General features: G+C 33.0%; 13 protein-coding genes. 7 read left to right on the forward strand and 6 right to left on the reverse strand.

From position 1 onward, the window contains the following. The first annotated feature begins 4 nt into the window (after positions 1-4). A complete protein-coding gene (gene tsf, locus V9L05_RS08100; protein ID WP_338815070.1) occupies positions 5-838 on the forward strand; it encodes a translation elongation factor Ts in 834 nt (277 codons plus the stop codon). A gap of 66 nt (positions 839-904) precedes the next feature. Here the strand turns inward: tsf and V9L05_RS08105 are convergent, their stop codons facing one another. The 3 genes from V9L05_RS08105 to gltB form a co-directional block, all read right to left on the reverse strand. Beyond that, positions 905-1,096, reverse strand: coding sequence for a hypothetical protein (locus tag V9L05_RS08105; RefSeq protein WP_338815071.1), 192 nt, complete (start codon positions 1,094-1,096; stop codon positions 905-907). A 231-nt stretch (positions 1,097-1,327) separates the two neighbouring features. Then, the gene (locus V9L05_RS08110; RefSeq protein ID WP_338815072.1) at positions 1,328-2,833 is read right to left on the reverse strand and encodes a glutamate synthase subunit beta; all 1,506 of its coding nucleotides are present in this window, start codon (positions 2,831-2,833) and stop codon (positions 1,328-1,330) included. A gap of 185 nt (positions 2,834-3,018) precedes the next feature. Further along, positions 3,019-7,608 carry a glutamate synthase large subunit gene (gene gltB, locus V9L05_RS08115; protein WP_338815073.1) on the reverse strand — a complete coding sequence of 1,530 codons (4,590 nt, stop codon included), beginning with the start codon at positions 7,606-7,608 and terminating at the stop codon, positions 3,019-3,021. A gap of 324 nt (positions 7,609-7,932) precedes the next feature. Between gltB and V9L05_RS08120 the strand changes: the two genes are divergently transcribed. Beyond that, complete coding sequence (locus tag V9L05_RS08120) at positions 7,933-8,481, forward strand: hypothetical protein (RefSeq protein WP_338815074.1); 549 nt, start codon at positions 7,933-7,935, stop codon at positions 8,479-8,481. Between the two features lie 181 nt (positions 8,482-8,662). Here V9L05_RS08120 and V9L05_RS08125 read toward each other — a convergent pair whose 3' ends face one another. The 3 genes from V9L05_RS08125 to accD form a co-directional block, all read right to left on the reverse strand. Continuing rightward, positions 8,663-9,763: a hypothetical protein gene (locus tag V9L05_RS08125; RefSeq protein ID WP_338815075.1), complete on the reverse strand. Its 1,101-nt coding sequence runs from the start codon at positions 9,761-9,763 to the stop codon at positions 8,663-8,665. A gap of 177 nt (positions 9,764-9,940) precedes the next feature. Further along, on the reverse strand, positions 9,941-11,755 hold the full coding sequence (rfbB, locus tag V9L05_RS08130; protein ID WP_338815076.1) for a dTDP-glucose 4,6-dehydratase: 1,815 nt from the start codon (positions 11,753-11,755) through the stop codon (positions 9,941-9,943). A gap of 141 nt (positions 11,756-11,896) precedes the next feature. Next, complete coding sequence (accD, locus tag V9L05_RS08135) at positions 11,897-12,793, reverse strand: acetyl-CoA carboxylase, carboxyltransferase subunit beta (protein WP_338815077.1); 897 nt, start codon at positions 12,791-12,793, stop codon at positions 11,897-11,899. A gap of 201 nt (positions 12,794-12,994) precedes the next feature. Between accD and V9L05_RS08140 the strand changes: the two genes are divergently transcribed. From V9L05_RS08140 to V9L05_RS08160, 5 genes are all read left to right on the forward strand, one after another. Beyond that, on the forward strand, positions 12,995-14,137 hold the full coding sequence (locus V9L05_RS08140) for a PDZ domain-containing protein (RefSeq protein ID WP_338815078.1): 1,143 nt from the start codon (positions 12,995-12,997) through the stop codon (positions 14,135-14,137). A gap of 275 nt (positions 14,138-14,412) precedes the next feature. Next, a complete protein-coding gene (locus V9L05_RS08145; protein WP_338815079.1) occupies positions 14,413-15,036 on the forward strand; it encodes an LON peptidase substrate-binding domain-containing protein in 624 nt (207 codons plus the stop codon). Between the two features lie 206 nt (positions 15,037-15,242). After that, positions 15,243-17,546: an NADP-dependent malic enzyme gene (locus V9L05_RS08150; protein WP_338793739.1), complete on the forward strand. Its 2,304-nt coding sequence runs from the start codon at positions 15,243-15,245 to the stop codon at positions 17,544-17,546. A 138-nt stretch (positions 17,547-17,684) separates the two neighbouring features. After that, complete coding sequence (locus V9L05_RS08155; RefSeq protein WP_338812234.1) at positions 17,685-19,355, forward strand: IS1182 family transposase; 1,671 nt, start codon at positions 17,685-17,687, stop codon at positions 19,353-19,355. Positions 19,356-19,486: 131 nt separating this feature from the next. Continuing rightward, on the forward strand, positions 19,487-19,912 hold the full coding sequence (locus V9L05_RS08160) for a hypothetical protein (protein ID WP_338815080.1): 426 nt from the start codon (positions 19,487-19,489) through the stop codon (positions 19,910-19,912). Positions 19,913-19,965 lie beyond the last annotated feature (53 nt).

Consider the following 19,965-nt stretch of genomic DNA (forward strand, 5'->3'; position numbering starts at 1 on the left):
AGTTATGGCAATTACGGCAAGTGATGTAAAAAAACTTCGTGAAATGACAGGTGCAGGAATGATGGACTGCAAAAAAGCTCTTACAGAATCTAATGGTGATTTTGATGGTGCAGTAGATATTTTACGTAAACAAGGACAAAAAGTATCTGCAAAACGTGCTGATAGAGATACTTCAGAAGGGGCAGTTTTTATCGAAATTTTTAACAATGATTCAGAAGGCGTAATCGTAGGATTAGGTTGTGAAACTGACTTTGTAGCTCGTAATGAAGAATTTGTAAAATTAGGAACTCAAATCGCTCAACTTGCAGCTAGTAAGAAACCTACTACTTCAGAAGAGCTTTTAGCTTTAGAAATAGACGGACAAAAACTTGAGTCTAAAATTACTGACTTTGTTGGTAAAATGGGCGAAAAAATTTCTATTGTAGGTTATAGTCATCTTTCGGCTGATAAATTAGCTGCTTATATTCACTCAAACGGTAAAGTTGGTGTTTTGGTAGCAATGGATAATGCAGGAAGTGCTGATTATGATGCTATCGGAAAAGATTTGGGTATGCAAATTGCAGCTATGAACCCTGTTGCTCTTAATGAAGATGGTGTTGATCCTAAAGTTACTGAACGTGAAATGGCTATTGGCGTAGAACGTGCAAGAGAAGAAGGCAAACCAGAAAATATCTTAGACAGAATCGCTCAAGGTTATGTTAAGAAATATCTTCAAGAAAATACTCTTATGAACCAAGCATTTGTAAAAGACCCTAAAGTTACAATTGCTCAGTATGTAAAAAATGAAGGAAAAGGAATGGAAATTAAAGCATTCGAACGTGTATCTGTTGGTGAATAATTTCTAAAGTCATTGGTGGAGACACCAACAACCACAAATTATCTTTTAGATACAAATTCTATATAATTAAAACACTAGACTTTTAAAGTTTAGTGTTTTTTTTGCTTTGTTTTCCAATGTTTTGAAGTCTTCTAACCAAGGTAGATTTTCTTCTTTGGTAGGTATGTCTATTTTTATTTTAGAATTACTTTCAGATTGTGCCAAAGAGAATTGAATGGATAATAGAAGGAGAAAGAAGAATAAAGTTATATTTTTCATAAGGTATATTATTGTTATTTCCATCCATACGTTAGATTATTAAACCTGATTTATATTAAGGTAGTTCAAACTTCCAGTCTGAACATCAGAAACAGTATTTTATCAAATTCAACAGTCTGGAAGACTGTTATACAAAAATAACTGTGATAACCTTTATTATTAATTGTCGCAAAAAAATTGATTAACTAAATCTTATTCGTTGTCAATGTCTACACAAATACAGATTATAACCTACCCAACAACTACCTTGTGTTGAGTATCCAACCTAGAAACTGCTTTTGCTTCTAACTCAGTATGTCCCATTAAGTGTAAATCAATCTGACGAGCAGCTTCACGCCCTTCTGAAATTGCCCAAACAACAAGCGATTGACCTCTTCTCATATCTCCTGCTGCAAATACTTTAGGGTTTTGAGTTTGGTAATTTTGTGCTTGAATATTTCCTTTTTCGTCTAATAAAACACCCAATTCTTCTAGTATTTCGGCACGTTCTGGATGTAGAAAACCCATCGCCAAAAGCACCAAATCACAAGGAACAATTCTTTCTGTTTTTGGGTCTTCTTCAAAACCCATTTTTCCATTTTCTGTTTTCCATTCTATATCCACCAGTTTTATTCCAATTAGTTCGCCTTTTTCATTACCTATAAATTCTTTAGTAAGAATAGACCAAGTACGTTCACAGCCTTCTTCATGAGAAGAAGACGTTCTGAGCATCATAGGTACATCTAACCAAGAAACATTTTTGGCTCTTTTTTGAGAAGGCATTGGCATAATTTCTATTTGAGTGATAGATTCTGCTTTTTGTCTGTTAGAAGTTCCTACACAATCCGAACCTGTATCTCCTCCACCAATGACAACGACTTTTTTATTGGTTGCTAAAATTTCGCCTTGTTCATAATTATTTCCTGCGTGGTCGTATTTGATGGTCTTTTTTGCGTTTCGTTTGTTTTGCTGACTCAAAAAATCCATTGCAAAATGTACTCCTTTTAGTTCTCGTCCCTTAATATCCAAATCTCTAGGAACAGTCGAACCACCACAAAGCAAAATAGAATCAAATTCTTCCATCAAATCTTTTACACGCACATTTACACCTACATTTGCATTTGTTTTGAAAACAATCCCTTCTTCTTTCATTGTTTTCAAGCGACGGTCTATGATATTTTTTTCTAATTTAAAATCAGGAATTCCATAGCGAAGCAATCCACCAATAGCATCGGCACGTTCGAAGACTGTTACGGTATGTCCTGCTTTGTTGAGTTGTGAAGCTGCTGCAAGTCCTGCTGGTCCTGAACCTATAATAGCAATCTTTTTTCCTGTCCTTACTTCTGGAATTCTTGGTTTTACATAACCTTTTTCAAATGCTTTTTCTATAATAAATCGCTCAATCGCCTCTATCGCTACAGCAGGTTTATTGATTGCCAAAACACAAGACGATTCACAAGGCGCAGGACAAATCCTTCCTGTAAACTCTGGAAAGTTATTGGTAGAAATAAGAATATCATACGCTAATTCCCAATTTTTTTGATAGACTGCATCATTAAAATCTGGAATAATATTTCCCAAAGGACAACCACTATGGCAAAAAGGAACGCCACAATCCATACAACGAGCTGACTGTTCTACTGCTTTTTCTTTAGAAAGTGTTTCTTCTACTTCTAAATAATCTTTTACCCTTTCATGTACATTTCTTTTGGTGGGTATATCTCTTGTAAATTCTATAAATCCTGTTGGTTTTCCCATTTTAGTCTTAATTTTTTATTGTAAAGGTCGTCGGTGGGGACACCGACAATGGCTCGTTTTTTTAGGAATGTGTGTTCGTTTTCTCAAAAACGAACTTTTACGCTTCCTCAGAAGCGTGATGCTTTTATAAATCACGCTTCTGAGGAAGCGTTTTGTTCAGTTCGGAGGAACTGAACACACAATATTTACGACAGTTGGAAACTGTCGGCTACTTTATCATCTTTATCATCAAGTTTTTGCAGTAAAGTAATATTTCTATCTAACAAAGCTCGTTTGAAATCAACTGGCATTATTTTGATAAAGTGAGCAATAGAACTTTCCCAATTATTGAGTATTTCTTTAGCAAGTAAAGATTCTGTATAACGAAGATGATTTTCTACGTACATTCTAATAATATTCTCGTCTTCGCTAGTGAGCTTTTCTATTTCTACCATTTCGGAATTGAGTTTTTCTTCAAAACTTCCTTTTTTATTCCAAATATAGGCTACTCCTCCACTCATTCCTGCTGCAAAATTTTGTCCTGTATCGCCCAAATTAATAACCAAACCACCTGTCATGTATTCGCAGCCGTGGTCGCCAATTCCTTCTACGACGGCTTTTACACCTGAGTTACGGACAGCAAAACGTTCTCCTGCCATTCCTCTAATATAGGCTTCTCCAGAAGTTGCCCCATAAAAAGCTACATTTCCGATGATGCTATTTTCGGCTGGTACAAACGTCGATTTACGGTCTGGATAAAAAATGAGTTTTGCACCTGAAAGTCCTTTTCCGACATAATCATTTGCATCTCCTTCTATTTCCATCGTAATTCCTTTTACTGCAAAAGCTGCAAAACTTTGTCCTGCTGTTCCTTTGAATTTTAGGTGCAATGTGTTTTTTGGAAGTCCTTGTAAACCGTATTTTTTGGAAATTTCGTGGGACAATAACGCACCAACGGCACGGTCTGTATTCTGAATTTTGAAATCTATTTTTATAGCTTCTAAACTCTCAATAGAAGATTTTACTTTTTTCAGCATTTTCCAATCCAATACATTGTCTATTCCGTGGTCTTGTTCTTCTTGTTTGAACAAACCTACTTCTGAATTTTGAGGTGTACGATATAAAATTTTTGATAAATCAAGATTTTGGTGTTTCCAATGTGTGATGTTATCTCGGATAGCCAAACGGTCGCTTTGTCCTATCATTTCGTCGACAGTTCTGAAACCCATTTCTGCCATAATTTCTCTAAGTTCTTCTGCCAAAAATTTAAAAAGATTGACTACATATTCTGGCTTTCCAGTAAATAAAGCTCGTAATTCTTTTCTTTGTGTAGCTACTCCAACAGGACACGTATTGAGATGGCATTTTCGCATCATAATACACCCTGTACTTACAAGTGCTGCTGTCGCTACGCCCCATTCTTCTGCACCAAGTAAGGCTGCAACAGCCAAATCTTTTCCTGTTCGGATTTGTCCGTCTGCTTGTACAGTTATTCGGCTACGCAATTTATTTTTGACTAATGTTTGATGCGTTTCGGCTACTCCTAATTCCCAAGGAAGTCCTGCATGACGAATCGAACTAAGTGGAGAAGCACCTGTTCCACCATCATGACCAGAAATAAGAACAACATCAGCATGAGCTTTTGCCACTCCTGCTGCGATAGTTCCGACACCTGCTTCTGAAACTAATTTTACATTAATTCTTGCATGACGATTTGCATTTTTTAAGTCAAAAATCAGTTGAGCCAAATCTTCAATCGAATAAATATCGTGATGAGGAGGAGGAGAAATTAACCCAACCCCCGGTGTAGAATAACGCACTTTTGCAATCCAATCATCCACTTTATGCCCTGGTAATTGTCCACCTTCTCCCGGTTTTGCGCCTTGCGCCATTTTAATTTGAATTTCGGTAGCATTACTCAAATAATAACTATTTACGCCAAAACGACCAGAAGCAACCTGTTTGATAGACGAATTCATAGAATCGCCATTTTCTAAATTTTCGTAGCGTTTTGAGTCTTCTCCACCTTCTCCACTATTACTTTTTCCTCCTATTCGGTTCATGGCAATGGCAAGTGTAGTGTGTGCTTCCCAAGAAATCGAACCAAAAGACATTGCACCTGTTGCAAATCGTTTGAAGATATTTTCAGCAGGTTCTACTTCTTCAATCGGAATTGGTGGAGACGATTTTGCTACCTTAAATTTGAGCATTCCACGCAATGTCAGTGCTTTTTCAGTTTGGTTGTCTATTAAACGAGTATATTTTTTGAATAATTGATAATCTTCTCTTTTGGTTGATTCTTGAAGTAAATGAATGGTTTGAGGATTAAAAATATGTTCTTCGCCTCGTTGTTTCCATTGATAAATTCCTCCTACTTCCAAACGCAATTTTGGTGCAGGTTGAAAAGGATAAGCCATTTGATGACGAACCAAAACTTCTCTTGCAATATCATCTAATTTTAATCCTCCAATACGTGAAACTGTTCCTGTAAAATATTTATCAATCACTTCTTTATCAATTCCTAGAGCTTCGAATATTTGCGCTCCTTGGTACGATTGCAGCGTAGAAATTCCCATTTTGGCAAAAATCTTTAGTAATTCTTTTCCTACTGCTTTGATATAATTTTTCTGTAATTCTTTTTCTGAAAGGTCTGTATCTAACATTCCTTTTCGTTTTTGATAGGAAATTGTTTCCAAAGCTAAATAAGGATTCACACCAGAAGCACCATAACCAATTAAAGTAGCAAAATGATGCGATTCCCAAGCGTCGCCTGTTTCAGTAATCAATCCAATATTATCACGAAGTCCTTTTTTGATTAAATGATGATGAACGGCTGACATGGCAAGTAAGGACGGAATTTGTGCATGACTAGAATCTGAAGTTCTGTCAGAAAGAATAATAATCGAAAAACCATCTTCTACCGCATCTCCTGCATATTTACAAATCCTGTCCAAACCTCTTTCCAACATTCCAGCTTTTGCATCTGCTTTGAAATAGGTGAAAATAGTTTTGGTCTGAAAACCTTTGTTGTCGATGTGTCTAATTTTCTCTAAATCATCATTGTTCAATATTGGTTGAGGAAGTTCTAGCGTATGACAATGTTTTGCCGTTTCGGTAAGCAAATTTTGCTTAGTTCCGACATACGAAATCAATGACATTACACTTCGCTCTCTAATAGAATCAATTGGTGGATTGGTTACTTGAGCAAATAATTGTTTGAAATAATTTGTGAGGTGCTGACTTTGTTCGGATAAAATCGCCAAAGGAGTATCCAAACCCATCGAACCCAAAGACGGTTTGGCAGAAGTTGCCATTGCTCCAATAATATATTTCAAATCTTCCGACGTATAACCTGCTTCTATCTGTCTTTTTATAAGATTTTTGTTCGTCAAAGGCACAAATCTACTGGCAGGTTTTACAATTTCCTTTATTTTAATTTTATTTTCTTTGAGCCAATCGCCATACGGTTGTTGAGAGCAAATTTTGGCTTTTACTTCTTCATCGCTCAAAGTTTTGCCTTGTTCCATATCTACAATAAACATTCTCCCAGGTTGTAACCGTCCTTTTGAGATAATGATAGATTGGTCAATATCCAAAACACCTGCTTCTGATGCCATAATTACTCTATCATCATTGGTTACCCAATATCTTGACGGACGCAAACCATTTCGGTCTAAAGTTGCACCTATAATTTTTCCATCTGTAAATGTAATAGAAGCTGGACCATCCCAAGGTGCTATTAATGAAGCGTGATATTCATAAAACTTCTTACGCATTTTTTCCATTTGTTCATTTCCGTCCCACGCTTCTGGAATAAGCATCATCATGACATGAGGAAGGGAACGACCACTCAAAACCAACATTTCGATAACATTATCTAAATTAGCAGAGTCGGATTGTGATGTTCCACAAATAGGACGAAGCATGTCTAATTCTTCTTTTGTAAAATATTCAGATTCAAACTCTGTTTCAGAGGCTTGAAACCAATTTACATTTCCTCTAACTGTATTTATTTCACCATTGTGAGCAATATATCTAAAGGGCTGCGCTAGTTTCCAAGAAGGAAAAGTATTGGTAGAAAAACGAGAATGAATGACAGCAAGGGCAGAAACGACATTTTCATTGTGCAAATCAGGAAAATAAGGACGAACTTGTCCAGTTGTGAGCTGACCTTTATAAATAATAGTTTTGTAAGAAAGGGACGCAAAATAAAAATTATTATTTACTCCCTGTACGCTCTCGTTGATAACTCTAGTGGCATAATTGCGTAAGACAAAGAGTTTTCTCTCAAAAAAAATAGCACTATTATCATCAGAAACATAAGAAGGTTCTGAAATAGTGGGAGACAGTTTTATAAAAACTTGCTCCATGACAGGCTCTTCTGCTAAGGCACTTTCTCCTATTTGTTCGTTGTTGGTGGGTACTTTTCGGTAGCCAATAAGCTCAAGACCAAGTTGTTTTATTTTTCTGTCAAGAATAGTTCGACACTCTTCTTTTAGTTCGGCATCTTGTGGGAAAAATACCATTCCTACGCCATATTCGCCATAAGGAGGCAAAGTAAAACCTAATTTTGTACATTCATCTAAAAAAAACTCGTGAGGCATTTGTATCAAAATACCTGCACCATCTCCTGTATTTTCTTCACATCCACATGCTCCTCGGTGTTCCATGCGTGTGAGCATTTTGATGGCATCTTCTATAATTTGGTGCGATTTGCGTCCTTTTATATGGGCTACAAATCCAATTCCACAAGCATCGTGTTCAAAACTAGGGTCGTATAATCCTTCAGTTTTCAATTTTGTATATTTTTAGTTCATTCTATTGTATGTTATTTTGGTGTGTGTATAATTTGTGTGTATTTGTTATTGCATTTTTAATCAAAGTCAAAATTTTCCATTGAAAATGCTTATGAAGTTAGTGAATTATTTTGGATTAATCAAGGATTTTTTTTAGTGTCTCTTGATTACTTTTTATTTTCTCTTGTGGTTTTGGTTTCTTAGATTTGTATGAAAGCTATTTTTGAAGTTGTTTTAAACTTTGTCAATAGTTTGGTTAGACAAACTACTTACAAAGATATTTATCTGAAAACCTATTTTTTGCAATGCTAATAGGAATAAAATATGAGATACAAAATTGTCTTAATCTATCTATTTCTAATACTACTATCATTGTCTTGTAGGGAAGCTAAAAAAGCTGATAAATTAGAAACAGCAAATAATCAAATCATAAAAGAATATGTATTTGGCAGGTTTTGTGGAGAATGTAGAGGCATTTGCACTCTGATGTATAAATTTACATTGTCTGAGAATGATACTTTGATGTATTCTGATTATAGCAATAGTTATTTTACAGGTAATTTAAAATTTTTAAATGAAGTAAAAAGTAAGCAAAACAAACAGAATATTTATGCTGTACTTCATTCGTTTCCATCTATTCTATATGAGAATAAAGAAAAAATGTATGGTTATCCAGATTATACTGATGGATGTGGTATTTATTTTGAATTTACCACAATAGAAAATCAGACATATAAATTCACAATGGATTTTCGTAAATCAGAAGATATTCCAAATGAAATTACTGATTATACGTATAAGATGAATAGTTTAGTAAATAAAATATTCAATACTGATTCACTTGGAAAAGAATTAATAAAAGAGAAAATGTAAATACATATATTCCTATTTCATTTAAACTACTTTATAGCCAAATTAGAATCGGATTATTAACCAAGCTCAATACTCTACAAGCATAATTTTCTTAAGAAAAAGGTAAAGTGAATGCACTAAATTTATACACAACTTGAGTTATTTAAAAATATTAGCAGCTAAAAAAACCAACAAAAGTTTATTACTTCCTCTCTATCCAAAATTTGATTTTTTCATACACTTCATCCATTGTCAAGAGCTTAAAATGATGTGTTGCTGCAAATTGAATAGAATTATCGCTTTCTGAATTTATTTCTTCTGTATCAATAAAATGAGCATTTGCACTTTTTTTGCTAACCAAAATATCTCCAAAAAAGCAGTTTACCCAATGTGTTTCTTCTTTTGTAAGTCTGCCCGAAATAATAAAATATTCTACTCCATCTAACTTTGGAACTTCATTTTTGGTATTTTCTAAAAATGAGTCTGGATTTTTGTCTTTCCAATCTTCTTCTCTCAAATAACCATAACGCAAATCTTTTATTCCTGCGCTTCTTAGATTGATTACTTTTCCTACCAAACGAGTATGCCAGTTGGGAACACGCTGTAAAATATTAGTTGTAACATTGGCAAAACGCTCAAAAAAAGAACCCAAATGAGGCGTTCCAAGCAAAAATACTTTCTTTGTTTTGGTTACCCAATCAAAACCTTCTTCTTGTGCATAATAAGCTGCACTGTGCATTAAAAGTCCTCCCATGCTGTGACAAATGAAACATATTTCTTCAATTTTTACAGGATAGTTTTGATATAGTTCTTCCAAGAGAATGGCTAATTCTTGTCCATTATCTGAAATGTGCAAACCTGTATTATAACGCAAATAGAAGGGAGTAAAGCCATAATCTTCTTCTAGTTTTTTTCCATAATCACTTCTATCCTTAAATTGCCAACATGTTTCATTAAAAACAAGTCCGTGAATAAGAATACAAATTTTGTTTGAAACTGGCTTATCATTGTATGAATAATTGGAACGTTTTCTTAGGCTTTCTTTATGTAATTTGATAGGACTTTGGCGATGATAAAAATTCATTTTTATATCCAAAGGCTTCAAAATAGAATACTCTTGAAACTTATCCCCAACAGAACCATTGATAATACTATTTGCTTGAGAAGTTACTTTTTTTGCTTTTCTAAATACTTTCCAAACTGTTTTTGTTATACTTTTGGGTGGTGTAGGTACAAAATCTGAATTAGATTTGTCTTTATTAGTTGAATTATTTGGGTCTTTGGATGGAGTTTGGTCAGACATAAAAACAGGGAATTAGAAATAGAGAATAAAGTAAAAATAGTATGCACGCATAACATATAACAGTAACGTTAGAAAGAATCAGAAAGTTTATTTGAATATAAAAAAACTGCACTTTATTTCAAAATAAAATGCAGTTAATTAAAGATATAAACTATTGATTACTAGAAAGATAGGGATTTATTTCTTATCCATTCCTAATTTGCTTTTAAGAGCATTTAGAGCATCTTTGTCAGGGTCAATTCCTAGTGCTTTGTTTACTCTATCATTTAATAAAGGGTCATTTTTAGCAGCATCTTTTCCAAAATCTTCATACAAATCTCCCAAAATTTCATCCTTCTGAATTTTAGCTTTCATTCGTTCTATCATAGAAATTGTTTCAGAAGAATCAGGCATTTTGACACGCTGTTTTTCTTTGATAGATTTTACAGTTTGAGAATGTTTTTCAATTTTGTCTTGTAACTTTCCTAATTCTGCAAGTTGATTTAAAGCACCATCAGCCATTTGTTTTGAGCGTTCTTGTTCTTTTAGAAGTTCCATAGCAAGGTTATTTGCTTCATTCCAATCCAAATTTCCTTCTTGTGCTTTTGCAATGATGCGTTTTGCTTTATTTTCAGCATCTTTCTCTTTTTCTTGATAGAATTCGAAATCTTTTCGTGTACGAATGACAGCAGCTTTTACTTCTGCAAGAGCTTCTAAAGATTCATTCAAATTAGCAGTGTCAAAAATTTTGTCATAGCTGTTTGAAGAAAAAGTAGAATTATAAATCTGCTTTTCCTCCTTTTTAGATTCTATTTTTGGTTCTGAAACAGGTCTAGTTTTTAGTTCTATGACAGGTTCTTCTTTTTGCTCTTGTTTGTTTTCTTGCTTATTTTCTGACTGTTTGTGTTTTTCTTCTGATTTAGGTTCTTGTTTTGTCTCTGTTTCTACTTTTTTTTGTTCATCCTTTTTTTTTGAATCAGTAGAATTTGCCTTAAATTTTTCAGAATTATACAAATCAATATACCAATTGATAGTTTTTGTAAGAGCCGTATCAAAATCAGTATTTGCTTTCCAGTTTAATTCATTTTCCATTTTGGAAGAATCAATGGCATAACGCAAATCATGCCCTGGACGGTCTTTTACGAAGGTCAATAAATCTTCATATTTTCCACTTTCTTTTGGCTTAATGGTATCTAAAAGTGAACAGATTTTTTTGGCTAAATCCAAATTATTCCATTCGTTGTTTGAACCAATATTATACGATTCTCCTTTTTTTCCTTTTTGGAATGCTTTATCAATTCCTTTACAGTGGTCTAAAACATAGAGCCAATCTCTAATATTTTGTCCATTTCCATAAATCGGAATAGGCTCATTTGAAAGAGCTTTTCTAATAATGGTAGGAATAAGTTTTTCGTGATGCTGTTTTTCGCCAAAATTATTAGAACAGTTTGTAATCACAACATCAAATCCATACGTATGAAAATAACTTCTGACAATCAAATCACTTCCTGCTTTTGATGCACTATATGGACTGTTTGGAGCATAAGGTGTCGTTTCTGTAAAAAAGCCTGTTTCTCCTAAAGTTCCATATACTTCATCTGTCGAAACGTGAAGAAAACGAGTATCTTCATAGCCTTCTTTGTACGAAAAAGGTGCATTCATCCAATATTTACGAGCTACATCAACGAGCGTAAAAGTTCCATGAACATTGGTTCTGACAAAAGCCTCTGGATCTGTAATAGAGTTATCGACATGAGATTCGGCAGCAAAATGAATTACTCCTTTTATATCATGTTTGTCAAAAATATGTTCTACTAATTGCCTATTGACAATATCTCCTTTTACAAACTCATAACGAGGATTGCTTTCTACCTCACTCAAATTATCCAAATTTCCTGCATAAGTCAGTAAATCCAAATTAATGACTTTACAGTCTTTGTGAGTTTCTAAAAAATAAGGAATAAAATTAGAACCAATAAAACCAGCTCCACCAGTTACCAAAATTGCTTTCATAGAATGTATATTTTGAATTTTTGATTATTTATCAAAAACGAATTTTTCAAAAATGATTTGTGAAAGCTAAGATAAGGAAGTTTTTGTAAATTATTTACAGAAAGAGTATCTAGTTTGTTCAAAGTAAAGCCAATTTATCAATTATTTCTTAGCCTTTTTTGTTGTTTTTTGAGTTGAATTTAGATTTTTTTGTTTTGTATTTACCCAAACCATTTTCAAAAGAGAAGTCAGTTTTGCTTTTAACTCTCTTCTATCAACAATGAAATCCAAAAAGCCATGTTCTTTCACAAATTCTGCTGTTTGAAAGCCTTTTGGAAGGTCTTTTCCGATAGTTTCACGAATTACTCTAGGTCCTGCAAAACCAATAAGTGCATTTGGTTCAGCAATATTAAAGTCTCCTAACATCGCAAAACTTGCCGTTACGCCTCCTGTTGTTGGGTTTGTCAAAAGGGAAATATAAGGAATTTTGGCTTCTGAAAGTAGAGCTAACTTAGCCGAAGTTTTTGCCATTTGCATAAGTGAAAAACCTGCTTCCATCATACGTGCGCCACCTGATTGCGAAATAACCATCAAAGGAATGTTATTTTCAAGACAATAATCGGCAGCACGAGAAATTTTTTCTCCCACAACTGCACCCATCGAACCACCAATGTATTTAAAATTCATGGCAGTGACCATAAAGTCTATTCCATTCATTTTTCCGTAAGCACTTTGAGCAGCTTCATTGACACCAGATTTTGCATTGGCTTCATTTATACGCTGTTCATACGTTTTTGTATCCTTAAAATTTAAAGGATTAAGAGGAGTAAGATTTGCATTTATCTCTGTGTACTTTCCTTCATCAAACAAAATCTCAAAATATTGTTGTGGTGTGATGGTAAGATGATGATTATCATCTGGACATACCCAATTATTGTCTCTCAATTCTTTTTTGAGAATAATTGTACCACTTGGAGTTTTGAACCACATATTTGGAGAATCACGCTTTTCATTTGTAGGCGTGGTAATATTTTTATCTTTTCGATGAAACCAAGACATAATAGGGAGTATTTTTTTAGTTGAAGATTACAAGGAATCGAAGGGCAAAGTTAAGCAATTCTATTTCAAAAATGAATCCTTCCAAAATATATATTAAATTTACTTTTGCTTTTGGTCTCCTTTTTACTTTTGTCCTAGTTATTGATAGGTAATTTGATAAATAATAAGAATAGTTTTAATCAAAAATTTCACTTTATAGATATGCGTTTTCAAATTTACTTTCTGTTTTTTATAGTCTTTTCTCTATTTTCTTTTTCTTGCTTAGCTCAAACCAACATTACTACCTCTCAAATCCAAACGCTAAATAGAAGTCCTTTTATAGGAGCAGAACTTGGTACACTTACCAATCCTGTTCGTGTGGCATACAAAATGAAAGCAGAAAAAGGAATTATTGTTTATAAAGTTTTTCCTAATTCGGCAGCAGATAAAGCAGGATTAATAGAAAAAGATGTAATTGTTGCTGTTGATTCTATGCACCTAAATAGCCTAAAAGAGCTTCAGGATTTTGTTAAAACCAAAAATGGAAATGACACTCTCAATCTTTTTTTTGTTAGAAATGATACCATTCGTAACACATCTTTAGTTTTGCATTTTTTGCCTAGAGAAAGTAATTTTTATTTCGAAACGATGTACGACCAACTAGAAATTAATGATTCAAGTCAAAATAATAACCAAACAAGCCTTCGAACCATTTTTACTTTTCCTAGAAGAACAGAAAGTGAATCTAATCAAGAAATTACTCAATTTCCATTAGTAATTATTTTAAATTCGGCTTCCAATGAATCAGTTGAACGAGAGTTATACACAAAAAATAAAAGCTCAAAAAGTGAATATCAATTTTATGATTGGATAGAAAATCTCACAAAAAATGGATTTGCTACCCTGAGAATAGAAAAAAAAGGAGTAGGAGATAGCAAGGGAAAGCTAAATGAATGGACTTTTGAAGACGAACAAAAGAGTATTGATGCAGCTTTTGAGAAAATAAAAAAACAGGGTTCTATTAATCAACAAAAAATTTATTTAATTGCTTTAGGTTCTTCTTCTTTTGTAGCTTTGGAAAATTTCATTCAAAATAAATCAGATTCAATAACAAATTCAAAAGCTAATTTTCAAAAGGTCTTTATAGAAAAATTACCTGCACAGTTGCAGAAAACCAAAAATCAGAATACAGATAGCTTATTGTTATACTTTCCACAACTTGCTTTTTTTGATACAACTTATCCTCAGAAAGCCATTCTGAATTTGAATGAGTATAATTTAATAATGGATAATGAAAAAATATTTTGGATAGAATCTCAAGATGATATTCTGAGAGTAATCTCAAGGCTAAAAAAAGAAATGTAATAGACACAAAAAAACTAAACTATACAACAAAACAAAAGAAAAAGATAACTTTTATTTAAGTTATTAACTTAGGTAAACAAAAAAACTATTGATTGAGAATTTACTTTTTTTCTAAACAAAAAACCGTAAAAACAGCTTAGTTAATAATGATTATTTTTTTGAATTGGTGCATATATATATGAACCTCATTGTTGATTTAATAAAAATGATTGAACAAAAATTACGTATCAATACTAATGCAGTAAAAGTTTTATATTCACTAGATAGAAAAAATAATGTTACCTCTTTTTCCTCTTAATTTAATTGTATTTCCAAACGAACCTCTTAATTTGCATGTCTTCGAACCTCGTTACAGACAGCTCGTTTTGGATTGTATAGAAAATAAACAAACCTTTGGCATTCCTCCTTTTTTAAATGAAAAACTACAAGATTATGGAGCAGAAGTCGAATTGATAGAAATTGCACGCCGACACCCAGATGGAAGAATGGACATCAAAACAAAGTGTGTAGGTGCTTTTAAAGTTGTTTCGTATTCTAATCCTGCTCCCAATAAACTCTATGCAGCAGGGGAAATTGAACGAATTGTTCATACAGACAATTCTACTTTTTTAGATAAAGAAAAAGTTATAAATCAGATTACAGAACTTTGGCAACTCGTAAAAGCAAATACAGATTTGCCAACAGAAACAGATTTTCTATCTTTCAAAATAGCTCACAAAATCGGACTTTCTTTAGAACAAGAATATGATTTGTTAGCTATGAGTGATGAAACAGAACGTTTAGAACTCATAACGGCACATTTAGACCATATCATTCCAATAATCAGAGAGGTAGAAAGGACAAAAGAAAGAATCAAAATGAATGGACACTTTAAAAACTTTGATGAACTGAATTTTTAGCTTATCTATAAAAGTTTTTGATAAAAAATGAAAGTTTCATTTTCTCAAAATCCTAAATTACATTTTTGTCATTTAGGATTTTTTTTATAAAAAATCCTAGGCTTCTATTCTAATTTCTAATCCATTTTTAGTACATTGATATAAATTGATTAACTTTCAGCCATAAAACCAAAATTGATAAATATTCACACACAAATACATTTTTTATGAGTAAAATAAGAAGAGAAGAAGCTCTGCGATACCATTCGGAAGGCAAACCTGGGAAAATAGAAGTCATCCCAACAACTGCTACCAAGACACAACGAGATTTGGCTTTAGCCTATTCTCCAGGGGTTGCAGAACCGTGTAAAGAAATTGCAGAAGATGTTGAAAATGTCTATAAATATACAGCAAAAGGAAATTTAGTAGCCGTTATTTCAGATGGAACAGCAGTTTTAGGATTGGGAAATTTAGGTCCTGAAGCTTCCAAACCTGTAATGGAAGGAAAAGGCGTTTTATTCAAAATATTTGCAGGAATAGATGTTTTTGATTTAGAATTGAATACAAAAACAGTAGAAGAATTTATCGCAGTCGTGAAAGCATTAGAGCCTACTTTTGGAGGAATAAATTTGGAAGACATAAAAGCCCCCGAATGTTTTGAAATTGAACAGCGTTTGAAGGAAGAACTTAACATTCCGATTATGCACGATGACCAACATGGAACAGCAATTATTACAGGAGCTGCCCTATTAAACTCGTTGGAACTTGTCGAAAAAGATATTGATAAAGTAAAAATTGTAGTTTCGGGGGCAGGTGCTTCGGCTACTTCGTGTATGAATATTTTTGTTGATTTGGGTGTAACTCGTGAAAATATTATTGTTTGTGATAGCAAGGGTGTTATTCGTAAAGACAGAGAAAATCTAACTAAAAGTAAAGAAATATTTGCAACAGATACTGATGCACATACATTAGAAGATGCTTTGAAAGGTGCTGATGTTTTTATGGGACTTTCGATGGCAAATGTAATGAGTCCAGAAATGCTCTTATCAATGGCTGAAAATGCCATTGTTTTTGCGCTTGCTAATCCAGACCCAGAGATTAATTACGAACTTGCTATGAAAACTCGTCAAGATATTATTATGGCGACAGGGCGTTCAGATTACAACAATCAAGTAAATAATGTACTTGGTTTTCCATTTATCTTTAGAGGTGCTTTAGATGTTCGTGCTACAGAAATCAACGAACAAATGAAACTTGCAGCCGTAAAAGCTCTTGCTCAATTAGCTAAAGAACCTGTTCCAGATATTGTAAAGATTGCTTATAATCAGCAAACTATTTCTTTTAGCAAAGACTACATCATTCCTAAACCATTAGATCCTCGTCTTCTAACAACAGTTGCGCCTGCTGTAGCTCGTGCAGCTATGGAAAGTGGAGTGGCTAAAAATCCGATTACTGATTGGGAAAGATATGAAGCCGAACTAATAGAAAGAATGGGAAGAGATCAAAGTATCATTCGTCGTTTGGTAAGCATGGCAAAACAAGACCCTCAACGTGTTGTTTTTGCAGAAGCTGATAATGCCAAAATTTTAATGGCTGCCCAGATTGTTAAAGATGATGGCATTGCAGAACCTATTCTTTTGGGTGATAAGCGAAGAATACAAAAATTGATACAAGAAAATAATTTAGAGTTAGATGATGTTACTATCATTGACCCAAGAAGTGATGAATCCAATGAGCTTATAGAAACGTATGCAAATACATTCTTTGAGAAACGTAAACGTAGAGGTTTCAATAATTATGAAGCTCAAAAAGCAATGCGTGAACGCAATTATTTTGGAGCAATGATGTTAGAAGAAGGTGATGCAGATGCACTTATTTCAGGACTTTCTAGGAAATATTCAGATACTATCCGTCCAGCTTTGGAGGTTGTAGGAACATATAAAAGTCATAGAAAAGTAGCAGGAATTTATTTGATGATTACTCGTAAAGGACCAATTTTCTTTGCTGATACAACCATGATTCCAAATCCAACAGCAGAAGATTTGGTAGGAATTGCAGCCATGACAGCCAACACGGTAAAAGAATTTGGATTAGAACCACGAGTAGCATTTTTGTCGTATTCTAACTTTGGTTCGTCTGATGATGAAGAGCCAAGAAAAGTAAGAAAGGCTGTGGATATGATGAAAGAACAATATCCTCATATTATTGCTGACGGAGAAATTCAGGCAAATATTGCTTTCAATAATGATATTTTGAAAGAAAACTATCCATTTTCTGATCTTGCTAAAGGAGAACCTAATATCTTGATTTTCCCAAATCTTGCCTCTGCAAATATTGCTTACAAACTGATTCAAGAAATTAGTGGTGCAGAAGCTATTGGACCTATTCTGACAGGAATGAAAAAATCAGTTCATATTTTACAGCTTGGAAGTTCAGTTCGTGAAATTGTAAATATGGTTACGATTGCTGTCGTAGATGCACAACTTAAACGCAAATATGCTATGCAAGATGCGAAAGAGAAGTTTATGTAACTGATTTATATTTTAGTGAAACATCAATAACAGTAATAAAAAAAGAGGCTGTCCGAAAAGTACGGATAGCCTTTTTTTTATGGTTAATTTTTTTTATTTTCGAGGTATATATACTTTTATACTAACGTTATATAGCCTATGGCAAAAGTAGTTTTCAAAAACCAAAGTGGTAAGCAGCCCGAACTTTTTCCTGTCAATATATTTGACAAAATTCCAGCTCACCATCCTGTTCGTTTAGTTGAAAAGGTGGTTGATTCATTGGATATTAGCGATTTGATTTCTCAATACAAAGGTGGAGGTTGTTCAGCTTATCATCCAAGAATGCTCGTTAAAGTGCTATTCTATTCTTATTTATCCAATATTTATTCTTGTCGTAAAATAGCTAAAGCTCTTGGGGAGAATATTCATTTTATGTATTTATCAGGCAATTCTACACCAGATTTTAGAACAATTAATGACTTTAGAGGTAAAATTTTGAAGGCACACATTCATCGTTTATTTGGAGAAGTTGTTAAAATGTTGGTTGAAATGGGTTATGTAAGTCTTGATGTTCAATATATTGATGGAACAAAAATAGAGGCTTGTTCTAATCGTTATACTTTTGTTTGGCGTGGTAGTATTGAAAAAAATAAAGAAAAGTTAGAAACTAAAGTAAATAAAATTTTATCTGATATTGAAAGTAGTATTCAATCAGATAATCAAGAAGAAAATAAAGAAGAAGTATCTACTCCATTAGATTCAGAATTATTAAAAGAAAAACTCGCTCAAATCAATAAAAAACTAAAAGAACCGAGTAAACAACAGGCAAGAGAACTAAAAAAAATGCAAGATGAATATCTTCCTAGATTAAGTAAATATGAAGAGTCTCTGAAAATTTTAGGTTGTAGAAACTCGTATAGTAAAACAGATACGGATGCTACTTTTATGCGGATGAAAGAAGATCACATGAAAAATGGACAACTCAAACCTACTTATAATGCTCAAGTGTCCACAGAAAATCAATTTATTACCCACGTTTCTATTCATCAAACGGCAGGAGATACCACCACTTTATCCTCTCATTTAGAAGGATTTGAAAATCAGTACAATAAACAAAGTAAAGAAGTAGTAGCTGATGCAGGTTATGGAAGTGAAGAAAATTATGAATTACTTGAAAAAAAAGAAATTACTGCCTACGTTAAGTACAATTATTTCCATAAAGAGCAAAAAAGGAAAATGAAAAATAATCCTTTTTTAGTTCAGAATTTATTTTACAACAAAGAATTAGATTTTTATGTCTGTCCGATGGGGCAAAGAATGAAGAAAATAAGAGATGGAAAACGTACTTCAAGTAATGGATACGAATCGCAAGTATCTTATTATCAAGCAAAAAGGTGTCAAGATTGTCCTCTTCGCAATTTATGTCATAAAGCTGAAGGCAATAGAATAATACAAGTGAATCATCGTTTAAACCAACTAAAAGAGAAAGCTAGAAATTTACTAACTAGTGAGAAAGGATTAGAGCAGCGCAGTAAACGCCCTATAGAAGTAGAAGCTGTTTTTGGGCATCTCAAATATAATAATAAGTTTAATCGATTTACTTTTAAGGGATTAGTAAAAGTAGAAATGGAGTTTCTATTGATGGCTCTTGGACATAATTTTAGAAAAATGGTGGCAAAAACTGCCGATAAGCTAAAAAATACTTTCAATTCTAAAAAATCATCTTTTTGCACCTTTTTTTATACTCAAAAAAATCACCAAAAGACAAAATTTGTTTGCATCATCAAAAAAATCAACCAAAAAGAAGAATTACAAAAAATAGCTGCATAAAAAGAGGCTGACCTTTTCGGACAGCCTCATTTTTTTGTATGTTAACTTTTGATTATGCAACCTTTTTAATTGATATGAGGCTCTTTAAATAAAAACTATTTTTTTATTTAACTCTAAATATATAAAAAGCTATGAAACTAAATTTTAAACTTCTACCTCTTATTTTTATTGTATTTTTTCTTTTTTCATCTTGCAAAAAAGAAGAATTTCCTTATGATTTGACACAAAATGATGGAATAGTAGGCAAATGGATAAATATTGGAAATTATGACCCATACGATAGTTACGATGAAAAATGGAGCGAAGTATCTTTAAAATGTACAGAAGAATTAGAGTTTTCAGACGATAATTCTTATATAAAAAGAGGTTTTGAGGATAGAAAAGTATATTGTTTTGGTAAATATTCTCAATCAAAGCCTGATACAGTTTTACTAGATGTTAATTGCCAAACAAATCCTATAGAAACTAGAATAGGAGAGCTTACAGAAACTATTTTGATTATGGAGTATCAAGGAAGACACGGTATTGTACGTAGAAAATACAGAGCGATAAAGTAAGATAAATAAAAAACGAACTATCTCTTTTTTTGAGGTAGTTCATTTTTTATTAT

The organism is Bernardetia sp. Wsw4-3y2, from assembly GCF_037126295.1.
Lineage (GTDB): Bacteria > Bacteroidota > Bacteroidia > Cytophagales > Bernardetiaceae > Bernardetia.